The organism is Streptomyces sp. ADI96-02, from assembly GCF_003846185.1.
Classification (GTDB): Bacteria; Actinomycetota; Actinomycetes; order Streptomycetales; family Streptomycetaceae; genus Streptomyces.
Genome location: NZ_ML123034.1, coordinates 3,302,955 through 3,318,108, shown reverse-complemented (window position 1 = coordinate 3,318,108; position 15,154 = coordinate 3,302,955). Strand labels below are relative to the sequence as shown.

12 protein-coding genes are annotated in these 15,154 nt (G+C 69.0%); 7 read left to right on the top strand and 5 right to left on the bottom strand.

Going from position 1 to position 15,154, the window contains the following annotated elements:
• On the bottom strand, nt 1-408 hold a 408-nt coding region (locus EES43_RS14480; protein ID WP_164493176.1), incomplete at its 3' end, for a single-stranded DNA-binding protein.
• Between the two features lie 75 nt (nt 409-483).
• Nucleotides 484-774, bottom strand: a complete 291-nt coding sequence (gene rpsF / locus EES43_RS14475) for a 30S ribosomal protein S6 (RefSeq protein WP_030930552.1) — start codon at nt 772-774, stop codon at nt 484-486.
• Nucleotides 775-1,065: 291 nt separating this feature from the next.
• Between rpsF and EES43_RS14470 the strand changes: the two genes are divergently transcribed.
• The 3 genes from EES43_RS14470 to EES43_RS14460 all read left to right on the top strand — a co-directional run bounded on the left by EES43_RS14470 (nt 1,066) and on the right by EES43_RS14460 (nt 3,828).
• Entirely contained in the window at nt 1,066-1,407 is a 342-nt protein-coding gene (locus EES43_RS14470) for a hypothetical protein (RefSeq protein WP_124269116.1), read from the top strand.
• 161 nt (nt 1,408-1,568) lie between these two features.
• Nucleotides 1,569-2,687 (top strand): lipid II:glycine glycyltransferase FemX, encoded by a 1,119-nt coding sequence (locus EES43_RS14465; protein WP_124269115.1) that lies wholly within the window; start codon nt 1,569-1,571, stop codon nt 2,685-2,687.
• Nucleotides 2,688-2,796: 109 nt separating this feature from the next.
• Nucleotides 2,797-3,828 (top strand): alanine racemase, encoded by a 1,032-nt coding sequence (locus tag EES43_RS14460; protein ID WP_124269114.1) that lies wholly within the window; start codon nt 2,797-2,799, stop codon nt 3,826-3,828.
• A 67-nt stretch (nt 3,829-3,895) separates the two neighbouring features.
• Here the strand turns inward: EES43_RS14460 and EES43_RS14455 are convergent, their stop codons facing one another.
• Entirely contained in the window at nt 3,896-5,395 is a 1,500-nt protein-coding gene (locus EES43_RS14455) for a glycosyltransferase family 87 protein (protein ID WP_124269113.1), read from the bottom strand.
• Between the two features lie 178 nt (nt 5,396-5,573).
• On the bottom strand, nt 5,574-8,351 hold the full coding sequence (locus EES43_RS14450; protein ID WP_124269112.1) for a transglycosylase domain-containing protein: 2,778 nt from the start codon (nt 8,349-8,351) through the stop codon (nt 5,574-5,576).
• 399 nt (nt 8,352-8,750) lie between these two features.
• Here EES43_RS14450 and EES43_RS14445 point away from each other — a divergent pair, with 399 nt between their 5' ends.
• From EES43_RS14445 to EES43_RS14435, 3 genes are all read left to right on the top strand, one after another.
• Entirely contained in the window at nt 8,751-9,458 is a 708-nt protein-coding gene (locus EES43_RS14445; protein ID WP_124269111.1) for a PadR family transcriptional regulator, read from the top strand.
• Between the two features lie 59 nt (nt 9,459-9,517).
• Nucleotides 9,518-10,600: an inositol-3-phosphate synthase gene (locus EES43_RS14440; RefSeq protein ID WP_124269110.1), complete on the top strand. Its 1,083-nt coding sequence runs from the start codon at nt 9,518-9,520 to the stop codon at nt 10,598-10,600.
• A 123-nt stretch (nt 10,601-10,723) separates the two neighbouring features.
• On the top strand, nt 10,724-11,992 hold the full coding sequence (locus tag EES43_RS14435) for an MFS transporter (protein WP_124269109.1): 1,269 nt from the start codon (nt 10,724-10,726) through the stop codon (nt 11,990-11,992).
• Between the two features lie 96 nt (nt 11,993-12,088).
• On the opposite strand, the gene EES43_RS14430 is transcribed toward EES43_RS14435, so the two are convergent.
• On the bottom strand, nt 12,089-13,534 hold the full coding sequence (locus tag EES43_RS14430; RefSeq protein WP_124269108.1) for a CCA tRNA nucleotidyltransferase: 1,446 nt from the start codon (nt 13,532-13,534) through the stop codon (nt 12,089-12,091).
• A 182-nt stretch (nt 13,535-13,716) separates the two neighbouring features.
• On the opposite strand from EES43_RS14430, the gene EES43_RS14425 reads away from it, so the two are divergent.
• Nucleotides 13,717-15,154, top strand: a 1,438-nt coding sequence (locus EES43_RS14425) for a DUF6049 family protein (RefSeq protein WP_241192425.1), incomplete at its 3' end; no start/stop codon positions are given.

Here is a 15,154-nt window from a genome sequence, read left to right as displayed (position 1 = left end):
CTGGCCTCCGCCGTATCCACCCTGGCCGCCCTGACCGCCGCGACCGGTGGTCTTGGTGACCTTGGCCGTGGCGTTCTTGAGGCTGGGGCCGACTTCCTCGACGTCCAGCTCGTAGACCGTGCGCTTGACGCCCTCGCGGTCCTCGTAGGACCGCTGCTTCAGCCGGCCCTGCACGACGACGCGCATGCCTCGCTGAAGCGACTCCGCGACGTTCTCCGCCGCCTGACGCCAGACCGAGCAGGTGAGGAACAGGCCTTCGCCGTCCTTCCACTCATTGGTCTGCCGGTCGAAGATGCGGGGAGTGGACGCGACACGGAACTTCGCGACCGCCGCACCGGACGGGGTGAAGCGCAGCTCGGGGTCGTCGACGAGATTGCCGACGACCGTGATGACGGTCTCGCCTGCCATGGATGAACCTCTCGGCGGGATTTTGCTTCTGGCTGCTTGCTGCTACTCGAACCCGATGACCGCTGAGCTAGAAGCTCAGTGGATCTCGGGACGGAGGACCTTGGTCCGGAGGACCGACTCGTTCAGGTTCATCTGGCGGTCGAGCTCCTTGACGATCGCAGGCTCGGCCTGCAGATCGATGACCGAGTAGATGCCCTCGGGCTTCTTCTTGATCTCGTAAGCGAGCCGACGACGGCCCCAGGTGTCGACCTTCTCCACCTTTCCGTTGCCCTCACGGACAACGGAGAGGAAGTTCTCGATCAGCGGGGAGACTGCTCGCTCCTCGAGATCGGGGTCGAGGATGACCATCACCTCGTAGTGACGCATGTGGAACCCACCTCCTTTGGACTCAGCGGCCACGGTCGTTCCGTGGCAGGAGGGTCGTGATGCGTGAGCAACAGTGTCCCCCGAGGAGAACACCCGGCACTGACAATCCGCTCCCGTGAACGTTCCTGAGGAGGGGCTCGCCGTGCTGGCCTGGGCAGACACCGGTGCAGACCGTACAGACTACCCGTAGACCGGCTTCCGGTTGAAATCCGGAGCTCAGAGGGCACAATCGAGACAGATGCGGTGTGAGAGGCGCTACATTCCACCGCCCGTCCGGCCAGGAGGTACTCCATGGCACAGACCATCCGCCCCTCGGGCAGCCGGCCCGCCGCCGGCCGCCGCCCCACCGGTTCGCTCTTCGCGACCGACGGCAGGCCGCACCCGCTCCAGGACACCCTGATGGCGGTGACCGGGGTGCTCGGAATCCTCGCGTTCGTCACCGCGATGTTCCACAACCTGCACCTCATCAGCTCGTGGGCCGGGCTGATCGGGATCCTGACCGGTCTCTACGGGCAGTTCATCTCGCGCACGACCTGGGAGCGGTTCGGGCTGATCATGGGCCTCGGCTCGTCCGCCGTCGGCTTCTACCTCGGCATGGCGCATGGCGGCCTCTTCGGCGGCGTCATCACCTGACCGGCTCCCCGCCGGGGCGGTCGCCGACGCGGTCGCACCGGCCCGACCGGCGTTCCGTCACGGCAGCGCCAGAACGGGCGCCCCTCGGTCGCAGTAGGCTTCGGCGCGAGAGCCGGAGCCCCTGACCGATGGGGAACAGACCTGCCGAGGAGCGCCCCCGCATGAGCCTGACCCTGAGGACCATCAGCCGAGAGCAGCATCTGGCGTTCATCCAGAGCCAGCCCTCGGCCAGTCACTGCCAGGTCCCGGCGTGGGCTGACGTGAAGACCGAATGGCGCTCGGAGAACCTCGGCTGGTTCGACAGGACCGGCGAGATGGTCGGTGCGGGCCTCGTCCTGTACCGCCAGCTTCCCAAGATCAAGCGCTACCTCGCGTACCTTCCCGAGGGCCCGGTCATCAACTGGTACGCGCCCAATCTGGACGACTGGCTCCAGCCGATGCTGGCCCATCTCAAGCAGCAGGGCGCCTTCTCCGTGAAGATGGGCCCGCCGGTGGTCATCCGGCGCTGGGACTCGACGGCCATCAAGTCCGGCATCCAGGACCCGGACGTGAAGCGGCTGCGCGATGTCGAGGCCACGCACATCGAGCCGCGCGCCTTCGAGGTGGCGGACCGGCTGCGCAAGATGGGCTGGCAGCAGGGCGAGGACGGCGGAGCCGGCTTCGGCGACGTGCAGCCCCGCTACGTCTTCCAGGTTCCGCTGGCCAACCGCTCGCTGGAGGACGTCCTCAAGGGCTTCAACCAGCTGTGGCGCCGCAACATCAAGAAGGCCGACAAGGCGGGCGTCGAGGTCGTCCAGGGCGGCTACGAGGACCTGGCCGAGTGGCAGCGGCTCTACGAGATCACCGCCGTGCGCGACCGCTTCCGGCCGCGCCCGCTCTCGTACTTCCAGCGCATGTGGACGGTCCTCAACTCCGAGGATCCCAACCGGATGCGGCTGTACTTCGCGCGGCACAACGGCGTGAACCTCTCCGCCGCCACGATGCTCGTCGTCGGCGGACACGTCTGGTACTCCTACGGCGCGTCGGACAACATCGGGCGTGAGGTCCGGCCGTCCAACGCGATGCAGTGGCGCATGCTCCGCGACTCCTACGCGATGGGCGCGACCGTCTACGACCTGCGCGGCATCAGCGACTCCCTGGACGAGACCGACCACCTCTTCGGCCTGATCCAGTTCAAGGTCGGCACGGGCGGCGAGGCCGTCGAGTACGTCGGCGAGTGGGACTTCCCCCTCAACAAGCTGCTGCACAAGGCGCTCGACATCTACATGTCGCGCCGCTGACCCGCGCTCCGAAGGACACTCCGGCACCGGTCGTCTCCTTCCCCGTCCGCTCTCCTCCCTGCTCTCCTCCCTGATTCACCGCAGCCACCAGAAAGGTTCCGGGCCGGCCATGGCGCTCTCCCTCTACGTCGACACCGCGCGCTGGCGGGCGCACCAGAAGTCGGTGATCGACCAGTTCCCCGGTCTCGTACCGGTCTGCAAGGGCAACGGTTACGGCTTCGGCCACGAACGGCTCGCCGACGAGACGATCCGCTTCGGCTCCGACACCCTCGCCGTCGGCACCACCTACGAGGCGGCCCGGATCAAGGACTGGTTCAGCGGCGACCTCCTGGTCCTCACCCCCTTCCGCCGGGGCGAGGAGCCGGTCCCGCTGCCGGACCGCGTGATCCGCTCCGTCTCCTCCGTCGACGGCGTGTACGCCCTGGTGGGCGCGCGAGTCGTCATCGAGTGCATGAGCTCGATGAAGCGGCACGGAGTGAAGGAGGAGGAGCTCGGTCTGCTGCACGCGGCGATCGAGGACGTACGCCTCGAAGGCTTCGCGCTGCACCTCCCGCTGGACCGCACCGACGGCTCGGACGCGGTGGAGGAGGTCATCGGCTGGATGGACCGGCTGCGCGCGGCCCGGCTGCCGCTGCACACCATGTTCGTCAGCCACCTGCGGGCGGAGGAGCTGGCCCGGCTCCAGCAGCAGTTCCCGCAGACCCGCTTCCGCGCCCGCATCGGGACCCGGCTCTGGCTCGGCGACCACGAGGCGACCGAGTACCGAGGGGCCGTCCTGGACGTCACTCCGGTGGTCAAGGGCGACCGGTTCGGCTACCGCCAGCAGAAGACGGCATCCGACGGCTGGCTGGTCGTCGTCGCGGGCGGCACGTCCCACGGGGTCGGCCTGGAGGCGCCCAAGGCGCTGCACGGTGTGATGCCCCGGGCCAAGGGCGTCGCCCGCGCCGGCCTGGCCACGGTCAACCGCAACCTGTCGCCGTTCGTCTGGGCGGGCAAGCAGCGGTGGTTCGCCGAGCCGCCGCACATGCAGGTGTCGATCCTGTTCGTGCCCTCGGACGCGCAGGAGCCGAAGGTGGGCGACGAACTGGTCGCCCATCTGCGCCACACGACCACGCAGTTCGACCGGCTCGTGGAGCGCTGAGCCGCGACGGCGTGCCCCGCGCCCGGGGCACGCCGAACCGTCCGCAGCCCGTTCGCCGCGCCCCGGCTCAGTCGCCGGGGACCGCGCGCCGCTCTTCCTGCGGACCCCGGACCGCGTTCGGCGCCGGCCGGGACCGGTCCGGACGCGGGGCCAGCACGAAGGCGTCCGGCGCCTCGTCGAGCACCCCGCCCGACGGGTCGTCCGTGCCGTCCCGGCGCACCGGGTCCCTGCCGGGCGCCAGGATGTCCCGGACGACCAGGGCGCACACGTACAGCGTGCCGAGCAGGTGCAGCACGATCGCGAGCTGGTAGCCCTCCTGCGGCAGCCCCTGGTGCTGGTCCCCGCCGCTCGTGTAGGCCAGGTAGAACCAGATGCCGAGGAAGTACAGGACCTCGCACGCCTGCCAGATCAGGAAGTCCCGCCACCGGGGCCGGGCCAGGACGGCCAGCGGGATCAGCCAGAGCACGTACTGCGGTGAGTAGACCTTGTTCGTCAGGACGAACGCGGCGACCACCAGGAACGCCAGCTGGGCGAAGCGCGGTCGCCGCTCCGCCGCCAGCGCCAGCCCCGCGATGCCGGCGCAGAACAGGATCATCAGGGCCACCGACGCGGTGTTGACCGTCTCCACGTCGATGGGGTCGCCGGTGCGCTGGGTGATGACGAGCCAGAACGAGCCGAAGTCGATGGGCCGCTCCTGGCTGAACGTGTAGAACTTCCGCCACCCCTCGGGGGCGTAGATCATCACCGGCAGGTTCACCGCCAGCCAGGCCGCACCCGCGCCCAGCGCCGCGACACCGAACTCCCGCCACTTCCCGGCCCGCCAGCACAGCACCAGAAGCGGGCCGAGCAGCAGGACGGGGTAGAGCTTGGCGGCCGTCGCCAGACCGATGAGGACGCCGAAGGCGAGCACCCGGCCCCGCGACCACATGAGCATCGCCGCGGCCGTCAGGGCGACGGCCAGCAGGTCCCAGTTGATCGTGGCGGTGAGGGCGAACGCGGGGGCCAGGGCGACCAGCAGGGCGTCCCAGGGGCGGCGGCGGTGCGTACGCACGGTGCACACCGCGACGACCGCGGCGCAGATCATCAGTATGCCCGCGTTGACCATCCAGTACATCTGCTCGCGCTGCTGGATGGGGTCGCTGTCGGGTGTCAGCGTCAGCCAGGCGGCCACCTGCATGAACACCCCGGTGAGCACGGGGTACTCCAGGTACTGTATGTCGCCGCTCAGCCGGTCGAAGTACGGCACGAGCCCGTCGGCGAAGCCGCGGCCCAGGAAGAGGTGCGGAATGTCGGAGTAGCAGGCGTGCGTGTACTGCGAGGTGGCGCCGCGGAACCAGGCCCACTCGTAGCAGGGGATCTTCTGCACCATGCCGAGGGCGAACATGCCGATCGCCACCAGGGCGACGACCCGCACCGGGGTCAGCGGACCGTCGCCGAGCCGCGCCCAGCGGCCCACCCGGCCACCGATCAGCTCGCTGCCCGCCGCGGCGACCTCGTCCTGGTCGGTGGGCCGTACGACGGGCCGCTCCTGGGGCACGCTCGTCTCTTCTGCGCTGGGGCTTGGCATGCCGACATCCTGCCGTACGGGGTGGCGGGTCCGGGCACGGACGGCTCCGGGACACGGGCGTGCGGCACGGGTCGGGGGCGGAGGTCACCCGGAACGCGGCGAGGGCCGCCGCACCGGATGGGGTGCGGCGGCCCTCGCTCGGCTGCCGTCGGCCCTCACGGGCCTGCGGACGGGGCGGCTAACCGCCGTCGGCCCCGCTCCATAGACCGCCGTTGTTGGTGCCGTTCGTTCCGTTGGCGCCTTCCGCCGCGCCTTCGGCGGCACCGCCGTTGGCCGCTCCGCCGTTGGCCGCTCCGCCGTTCTGACCGCCCTCGGTGGTACCGGTGGTGTCCCCGCCGGGCCCGCCGTTCGCGCCGCCGTCGGCCCCGGCGTTCGCGCCGCCGTTGGGGTTCTCGCAGTCGAGGTCCAGGGGACCGCAGGACTCGCTCTTGGAGGGCGACGGGGTCGGGGACGGCGACGGGGATTCCGTCGGGTCCTCGGACGGCGTCGGGGAGGGCGTCGGGCTCGGCGTCGGGCTCGGGCTGACCTCGCCGCCGCCGTACACGGTCTCGCCCAGGGGGGTCGGCTCCGGGAACGAGAGGACCTTCTTCCCCTTCATCGCTCCGACCATGTAGTCGTGCCAGATCGATGCCGGGAACGAGTTTCCGTGGATCTTCGCCTCACCACCCGTACCGAACATCTTCTCGAACTGGCGCTTGGTGTTGGTCTCGTCGTCGTCCAGCCGGAACATGCTGATCGCCGTCGAGATCTGCGGGGTGTACCCGACGAACCAGGCTGACTTGTTGCCGTCCGTCGTACCCGTCTTGCCCGCCGCTTCGCGGCCGGGCAGCCGTGCGGGCTTGCCGGTGCCGTTCTCCACCACGTTCTTCAGCACATCGGTGATGTTGTCGGCGATGGCCGGGGTGAAGGCGCGCTTGGACTTCTTCTTGTGCTGGTAGACGGTCTCCCCCTTCTTCTTCACCTCGGTGACCGAGAACGTGTCGTTCTGCATGCCGCTCGTGGCGAAGGTGGCGTACGCGCCGGCCATCCGGATGGCGCTGGGGGAGGAGGTGCCGATGGAGAACGAAGGGACGGTGGAGTTCGCCATGAACTCGTCGTCCTTGAGGCCGGACGCCACGGCGACGTCCTTCACCTTGTCCGTCCCGACGTCCATGCCGAGCTGGACGAACGGTGAGTTGGCGGACTGCTCCATGGCGTACCGCAGGGTGATCGGACCGTAGTTCTGGTCGCCGTCGTTGGTCTGGAGCCACTGCTTCTTGTTCTCGTCCTCCCAGACCTCGCCGTTGTACTGGGTGACGCGGTGCTTGTTGTCACCGTTGTAGATGCTCTTGGGCGAGACCGGGGTCCGCTCGGAGTTGCTCTGTTCCGGACCGAGCTTCGGGTCGCGCACTCCGTACTGCATGGCGGCGGCCAGCACGAAGGGCTTGAACGTGGAGCCCACCTGCGCACCGGTCGCGTCGGCGTTGTTCGTGTAGTGCTCCGTGGCGTCCTGCCCGCCGTACGTGGCGAGGATGGCGCCGGTCTTCGTGTCCACCGAGGCCCCGCCGAACTCGACGTGCGTGTCCGTCTTGGGGCGATCCTTCGGCCTGATCTTGGCCTTGTAGACCTTGTTGACCGCCTTGGTGAGCTGCTCCACCTTGCCCCGCTGGAAGGTGGTGTGGATCTCGAAGCCGCCGAGCTCCATGTCCTTGGCGGAGTAGCCGCGGTCGTTGTTGGCCAGGAAGTACTTCCTGGCCAGCTCCACCAGGTAACCCGTCTGGCCGCTGAGCTTGGCGTTCGACTTGGACGGCTTCGGCATCGGGAACTTCGTGTACGTGTCCCGCTCCGCCTGCGTCATCGCGCCGTCCTTGACCTGCTCGTCGAGGATCCACTTCCAGCGGTCCTTGGCGCGCGCGGTGTTCTTCTCCTTCGTCGCGTTCTTGGAGTCGATCTCGGGGGCGCCGGCCGGGTCGAAGTAGCTGGCCCCCTTCAGCAGCGTCGCCAGGAAGGCGCACTCGCTGGGGTCGAGGTCCTTGGCGTCCTTGTCGTAGTACGTACGGGCCGCGGCCTGGAGACCGGAGGCGCCGCGGCCGTAGTACGAGACGTTCAGGTAGCCGGCCATCACCTCGCGCTTGTCGTCCTCACCGGCGACCTTCAGCGTGATGAAGAGTTCCTTGAACTTGCGCGTGAGTGTCTGGTCCTGGCTGAGCCGGGAGTTCTTGACGTACTGCTGCGTGATCGTGGAGCCGCCCTGGGTCTCCCCGCCGGTGGCCATGTTGAACAGCGCCCGGCCGATGCCCTTGGGGTCGATGCCCTTGTCCGTCCAGAAGGACTTGTTCTCCGCCGAGACCACGGCGTTGCGCATCGCCACGGGGATCTGCTCGTAGCTGATCTCCTGGCGGTTGACCGCACCGCCGGTGGCCACCATCTGCGTGCCGTCGGCCCAGTAGTAGACGTTGTTCTGCGCCTTGGCCGCGTCCTGGATGTTCGGCTTGGCGACCAGGGCGTACGAAATGCCGCCCACGCCCATCAGCAGCGCCAGGAAGCCCACGCAGAGGCCCGCCACGAGCTTCCAGGAGGGCACCCAACGACGGAATCCGTACTTTCCGGCACGCGGGTAGTCGATCAGGCGCTTCTTGCCGGGTCGCCCGTCGTCGCGTCCTCGGCCGCGCGGCCCCTCGGAGCCGCCGCCCCCGCGTCGGCGTCCCCCTGCGTTGCCCGCGCCGCGGCCCCCGGCTCCGCCGGAGGCTTCCGCACCGCGGCGACGGCCGCCGCGCTGAGCGGCGCGACGGGCCTCGGCGCGGCTGCCGTACTGGGGCTCGTCCCCGTACGGCTCGGACGGTGATTCGGAAGGTGACGCGGTGGTGGCTCTACGTGACGGAGCTGCCCGGCGTCCGGTGGACTGCTGGGCAGCTCGTCTGGCCGCGGCGCGCCCGCCACCTTGCGGCTCAGGCGTTTTGCGACGGTGCTCGCTCATGGAACGACTACTCCTCGGGCAGGCGAGAGCGCCTGGAAGCGGCAGTTGAGATCCGGTCCCCCCGAATTACGGACAACCCCTGCGGGAGACTCATCCGCAGCACATCTGGCAGTCCGCGATAACTGACGCACGACAACGCCTCGCGGTTCCCGGTGGTCTGCATGCCGCACAGACTACGCACGGTCAAAACCCACCTAGGGCCGAACTTCACCCCAAATACCGCAAGTCGCTTCCCAGTTATTGAGGATGTGACGCCGTTCACGAAGGTCGCCCTTGTCGAACCGTACGGACCGATCTATCGTGCAGATGTATCGAGTCGATACATCAGAGCGGCATAAGCAAGGGCAGTGGAGCCCCTGAGGGTCTCCGCGAGGACGACGGCAGAAGGAGGAAGCACCGGTGAGCCGACGGTCCGGCATCCTTGAGTTCGCCGTCCTCGGTCTGCTCCGCGAGTCCCCGATGCACGGCTATGAGCTGCGCAAACGTCTCAACACCTCGCTGGGGATCTTCCGCGCGTTCAGCTACGGGACCCTCTACCCGTGCCTCAAGACGCTGGTCGCCAGCGGCTGGTTGATCGAGGAGCCCGCCGATCCGCAGGCGGACGCCCCGTCCGCCGCCGGACGGCCGTCGTCCTCCGCGTCGTCCCTCACGGGACGGCGGGCGAAGATCGTCTACCGGCTCACGGCGGAGGGCAAGGAGCACTTCGAGGAGCTCCTCTCGCACACCGGTCCGGACGCGTGGGAGGACGAGCACTTCGCCGCCCGCTTCGCGTTCTTCGGCCAGACCGAGCGCGAGGTGCGGATGCGGGTGCTCGAAGGCCGGCGCAGCCGGCTGGAGGAGCGGCTGGAGAAGATGCGCGCCTCGCTCGCCCGCACCCGTGAACGACTCGACGACTACACACTTGAGCTGCAGCGGCACGGCATGGAGTCCGTGGAGCGCGAAGTGCGCTGGCTGAACGAGCTCATCGAGAGCGAGCGGTCGGGACGGGATCAGCGACGATCCTCGCCCGAGGGCTCTTCTCAGCAGGACACATCAGGAGAGACGGGCGGCCTGCCCCGGCACCGGGACCACTCCCCGCCGGATCCGTCCGACGACACCGCCAAGTGAAGTCACCGCGTTTTGCGAGGACTTCATCGGAATCACCGATCACACAGGGAGCAACGGGAATGGGTTCGGTTCGCGTAGCCATCGTAGGCGTGGGCAACTGCGCCGCCTCGCTGGTGCAGGGCGTCGAGTACTACAAGGACGCAGATCCGGCCGGCAAGGTGCCCGGCCTGATGCACGTCCAGTTCGGCGATTACCACGTCAGCGACGTCGAGTTCGTCGCCGCCTTCGACGTCGACGCGAAGAAGGTCGGCCTCGACCTCGCGGACGCCATCGGCGCCAGTGAGAACAACACCATCAAGATCGCGGACGTCCCGAACACGGGCGTGACCGTTCAGCGCGGCCACACCCACGACGGTCTCGGCAAGTACTACCGCGAGACGATCGAGGAGTCCGCCGACGCCCCGGTCGACGTCGTGCAGATCCTCAAGGACAAGCAGGTCGACGTTCTCGTCTGCTACCTGCCCGTCGGTTCCGAGGTCGCCGCGAAGTTCTACGCGCAGTGCGCCATCGACGCCAAGGTCGCCTTCGTCAACGCCCTCCCGGTCTTCATCGCCGGCACCAAGGAGTGGGCGGACAAGTTCACCGAGGCCGGTGTCCCGATCGTCGGCGACGACATCAAGTCCCAGGTGGGCGCCACGATCACGCACCGTGTGATGGCGAAGCTCTTCGAGGACCGCGGTGTCGTCCTCGACCGCACGATGCAGCTGAACGTCGGCGGCAACATGGACTTCAAGAACATGCTCGAGCGGGAGCGCCTGGAGTCCAAGAAGATCTCCAAGACGCAGGCGGTCACCTCGCAGATCCGCGACCGCGAGCTCGGTGCGGACAACGTCCACATCGGCCCGTCGGACTACGTGGCCTGGCTGGACGACCGCAAGTGGGCCTACGTCCGTCTTGAGGGCCGCGCCTTCGGAGACGTCCCGCTGAACCTGGAGTACAAGCTCGAGGTGTGGGACTCCCCGAACTCGGCCGGCGTCATCATCGACGCCGTCCGTGCGGCGAAGATCGCCAAGGACCGCGGCATCGGTGGCCCGATCCTCTCGGCGAGCAGCTACTTCATGAAGTCCCCGCCCGTGCAGTACTTCGACGACGAGGCCCGCGAGAACGTCGAGAAGTTCATCAACGGCGACACCGAGCGCTGAACCGTCCCGCACGGCTGACAGTCTCGGACGGACACGGAGCGGCAACGCTCCCCTGTCTGCCGTACGTCGGGGGTCCCCGGGCAATCCGCCCGCGGACCCCCGACGTGTGTGACGCTTGCTCCCATGTCTGTCGCGCGTGATCTGCGGACCCTGCTGCGCCTACGGGACTTCCGCCGTCTCCTGACCGTGCGACTCCTCTCCCAGGCCGCCGACGGCGTCTACCAGGTCGCTCTGGCCGCCTACGTCGTGTTCTCCCCGGAGAAGCAGACGTCGGCCGCCGCCATCGCCTCGGCCATGGCGGTGCTCCTCCTCCCGTACTCGCTGATCGGCCCCTTCGCCGGTGTCCTGCTGGACCGCTGGCCGAGGCGTCAGGTCTTCCTCTACGGGAATCTCCTGCGGGCGTCCCTGGCCTGCTGCACCGCGTTGCTCATCCTCGCCTCGGCGCCCGACTGGCTCTTCTACGCATCGGCCCTGTGCGTCACGGCCGTGAACCGGTTCGTCCTGGCAGGCCTCTCGGCGGCTCTGCCCCGAGTCGTCGACGACGAGCGGCTCGTGGTCGCCAACGCGCTCTCCCCGACGGCCGGCACCCTGGCGGCTACCGCGGGGGGCGGCCTCGCCTTCATCGTCCGCCTGGCGGCCGGCGACTCCGATGCGGCGGTCGTCCTGCTGGGGGCCGTGCTCTACCTGCTGTCCGCGCTGACGTCGCTGAGCCTGCCGCGCACACTGCTGGGGCCGGATCCCGACGGAAGCACCCTGCGGTTCCGGGCCGCCGTGGCCCTCGCGGCCCGCGGGCTCGCCGCCGGCCTGCGCCATCTGGCGGAGCGGAGCCAGGCCGCACGGGCGCTGGCCGCGATGACGGTGATCCGCTTCTGCTACGGCGCGCTCACCGTGATGGTGCTGATGCTGTGCCGCTACGCGTGGTCACGGACCGAGTCCGACGGGCTGGCCCTGCTCGGCCTGGCGGTAGGAGTCTCGGCCGCCGGCTTCTTCGTCGCCGCTCTGGTGACGCCGTGGGCCGTGGCGCGGCTGGGCCGGTACGGGTGGATCGCCGCCTGCGCGGGGATGGCGGCGATCCTGGTGCCGGCCCTGGGGCTCCCCTTCGCCCCGATCCCGATGCTGATCGCCGCCTTCGTGCTCGGCGTGGTGACCCAAGGATCGAAGATCGCGACCGACACGGTCGTGCAGACCGCGGTGGACGACTCCTTCCGCGGTCGCGTCTTCTCTCTCTACGACGTGCTTTTCAACGTGGCGTTCGTGAGCGCGGCGGCGGTCGCGGCCCTGATGCTTCCGCCGGACGGCAGGTCCGTCGCGCTACTGGCGGGAGTGGCCGGGCTGTACGCGATCGTCGCGGTCACGATATTCCGCCGCCGGCATACCGACCACCAGCCGTGACCGGAGACCGAATGCACCGAGGGGCGATGTTTCACGTGAAACATCGCCCCTCGGCCATGGTGGCGGCTAATGTTTCACGTGAAACATCGCCCGGTCTCAGCTCTGCTGCTCGGCCCACCACTCCTTGAGCGCCTTCGCGGCGGCGTCCTTCGCCATCGGCCCGTTCTCCAGCCGCAGCTCCAGCAGGAACCCGTACGCCTTGCCGATCACCGGGCCAGGGCCGACCTCAAGGATCCGCATGATCTCGTTGCCGTCCAGGTCAGGCCGGATGGAGTCGAGCTCCTCCTGCTCCTTCAACAGAGCGATCCGCTCCTCCAGGCCGTCGTAGGTCCGGGAGAGAGCGTTCGCCTTGCGCTTGTTGCGCGTCGTGCAGTCCGACCGGGTCAGCTTGTGCAGCCGGTCGAGCAGCGGTCCGGCGTCACGCACATACCGGCGGACGGCGGAATCGGTCCACTCACCGTCGCCGTAGCCGTGGAAACGGAGATGCAGCTCGACCAGCTTCGACACGTCCTTGACCACGTCGTTGGAGTACTTCAGCTCGGTCAGGCGCTTCTTCGTCATCTTGGCGCCCACCACCTCGTGATGGTGGAAGGAGACGCGGCCGTCCTTCTCGAAGCGGCGGGTTCGCGGCTTGCCGATGTCGTGCAGCAGCGCGGCGAGGCGCAGCACGAGGTCGGGTCCGTCCTCCTCCAGATCGATGGCCTGCTCCAGAACGGTCAGCGAGTGCTCGTAGACATCCTTGTGACGGTGATGCTCGTCACTCTCCAGCCGCAGGGCGGGGAGTTCGGGCAGCACATGGCCGGCCAGCCCGGTGTCCACCAGGAGTCCCAGCCCCTTGCGGGGGTGCCGGGACAGAAGGAGCTTGTTGAGCTCTTCCCGCACCCGTTCCGCGGAGACGATCTCGATCCGCCCGGCCATCTCCCTCATCGCGGTCACGACCTCGGGAGCCACCTCGAAGTCGAGCTGCGCAGCGAAGCGCGCGGCGCGCAGCATACGCAGCGGGTCGTCCGAGAAGGACTCCTCGGGCGTGCCCGGGGTGCGCAGCACGCCTTCGGCGAGGTCCTTCAGGCCGTCGTGCGGGTCGATGAACTCGTTCTGCGGCAATGCGACGGCCATCGCGTTCACGGTGAAGTCGCGGCGCACGAGGTCCTGCTCGATGGAGTCGCCGTAGGAGACCTCCGGCTTGCGCGAGGTCCTGTCGTACGCCTCCGACCGGTAGGTCGTGACCTCGATCTGGTAGCCGTCCTTCTGGACGCCGACGGTGCCGAAGGCGATCCCGACCTCCCACACCGCGTCGGCCCAGGGCCGGACGATGGACAGCACGTCCTCGGGGCGGGCGTCCGTGGTGAAGTCCAGATCGTTCCCGAGCCGGTCGAGCAGCGCGTCGCGGACCGAGCCGCCGACCAGCGCGAGCGTGAATCCCGCCTGCTGGAATCGGCGGGCGAGGTCGTCGGCGACCGGGGACACGCGCAGCAGCTCGTTCACCGCGCGATGCTGCACCTGGTTCAGTGCACTGGCGTTCTGTTCGTTGGCGTTCGGCACAACAGAAAAGGGTACGTGCCCGGACCGGCCGGGGCGTCATCGTTTACCCGGACCCTGCGGAGCTCCCGCGATCATGTAGCCCGGACCCCAGCACTTCGGCCCGGCGCACCTCGTTACCATGCGTGGACGCAGGACCGACAACGATCGACCGAATCCGACGATGACGAGGGACGGGTAGACGCGTGGCCGAGGCGGCAGACTTCCAGGGGATGCGTCCTTCTCCTGCCCGCCGATGGTTGCGGCGCACAGCCTCCGCGGTACTGGGAGCGCCGCTGCTGGCCGCCCTGCTGGCTGTTCCGGGGGCCGGGGCGGCTGAGGCCGCCGAGCCCGTCAAGGCGCCCTCGGGCTCCCGTACGGTCGACGTGTCCTTGGACACGCTCTCGCCGAGCGTTCCCGCCGAGGGCGACACCCTGACCGTCTCCGGCACGCTCACCAACAAGGGCAGGGAGACGATCGACAAGGCCGAGGTCGACCTGCTGGTCGGCCCCCGGCTCTCGGGTCGGGGCGAGGTCGACGACGCCGCCAAGCGCACCGGTTACCTCCCCGGCGTCGACCCGGCCGCGATCGGCGGCACGTACACGGTGAAGGTCCCGAAGCTCCGCAAGGGGATCAGCCAGGACTTCACCCTCGCCGTTCCCGTCTCCAAGCTCGGCCTGGACGACCCGGGCGTCTATCAGCTGGGGGTGTCCGTCTCCGGCCGTACGGCCACCGCGCCTTACGAGGCGGTCCTGGGCATCGAGCGCTCGTTCCTTCCGTGGCAGCCCGGCGGGAGCGACAGCAGGACCGGCCTGACTTTTCTGTGGCCGCTGATCGCGTCCCCGCACGTCACCGCGGAGACGGCCTCGGACGAACAGCAGACGCCGGTGTTCGCCGACGACGGTCTGGCCGAGGAGATCGCGCCCGGCGGACGGCTGGCGCAGATGGTCTCGCTGGGCAGTCAGCTCCCCGTGACCTGGGTCGTCGACCCGGACCTGCTGGCGAGCGTCGCGGCGATGGCCGGCACGTACGAGATCAAGTCCGGGGACACCACCGTCCCGGGCAGGAACCAGGACGTCGCCAAGCAGTGGCTCACGGACCTGGAGAAGGTGGTGAAGGACGGCAAGGTGATCGCGCTGCCGTTCGCCGACCCCGACCTGGCCTCCATCGCCCACCGGGGCAGGAAGGTCTCGGGCACGCTCAGCCATCTGCAGAACGCCTCCACGGTGGCCGCCACCACGGTGGAGACCATTCTTCATGTGAAGCCGTCCACCGACTTCGCCTGGCCCGTGAACGGCGCCGTCGATCCGTCGATCGTCGATGTGGCGACCTCGGCGGGCGCCGACCACGTGATCGCCCGCAGTGACAGCTTGCGGGAGACCGGCGGGCTGCCGTACACGCCGACGGCGGCCCGGCCGATCGGCGGAGGCACGACCGCCGTCGTCGCGGACGCCCGGCTGTCGACCATGTTCGAGGGCGACATGTCGCGGGCCGACGCCTCGACGCTCGCGGTCCAGAAGTTCCTCGCCCAGACCCTCGCCCTGTCCGAGCAGGCGCCGGACAAGGCGCGCAGCATCGTCGTCGCGCCCCAGCGCATGCCCACCACCGCGCAGGCCCAGACGATGGCCCGCGCCCTCCAGGCCC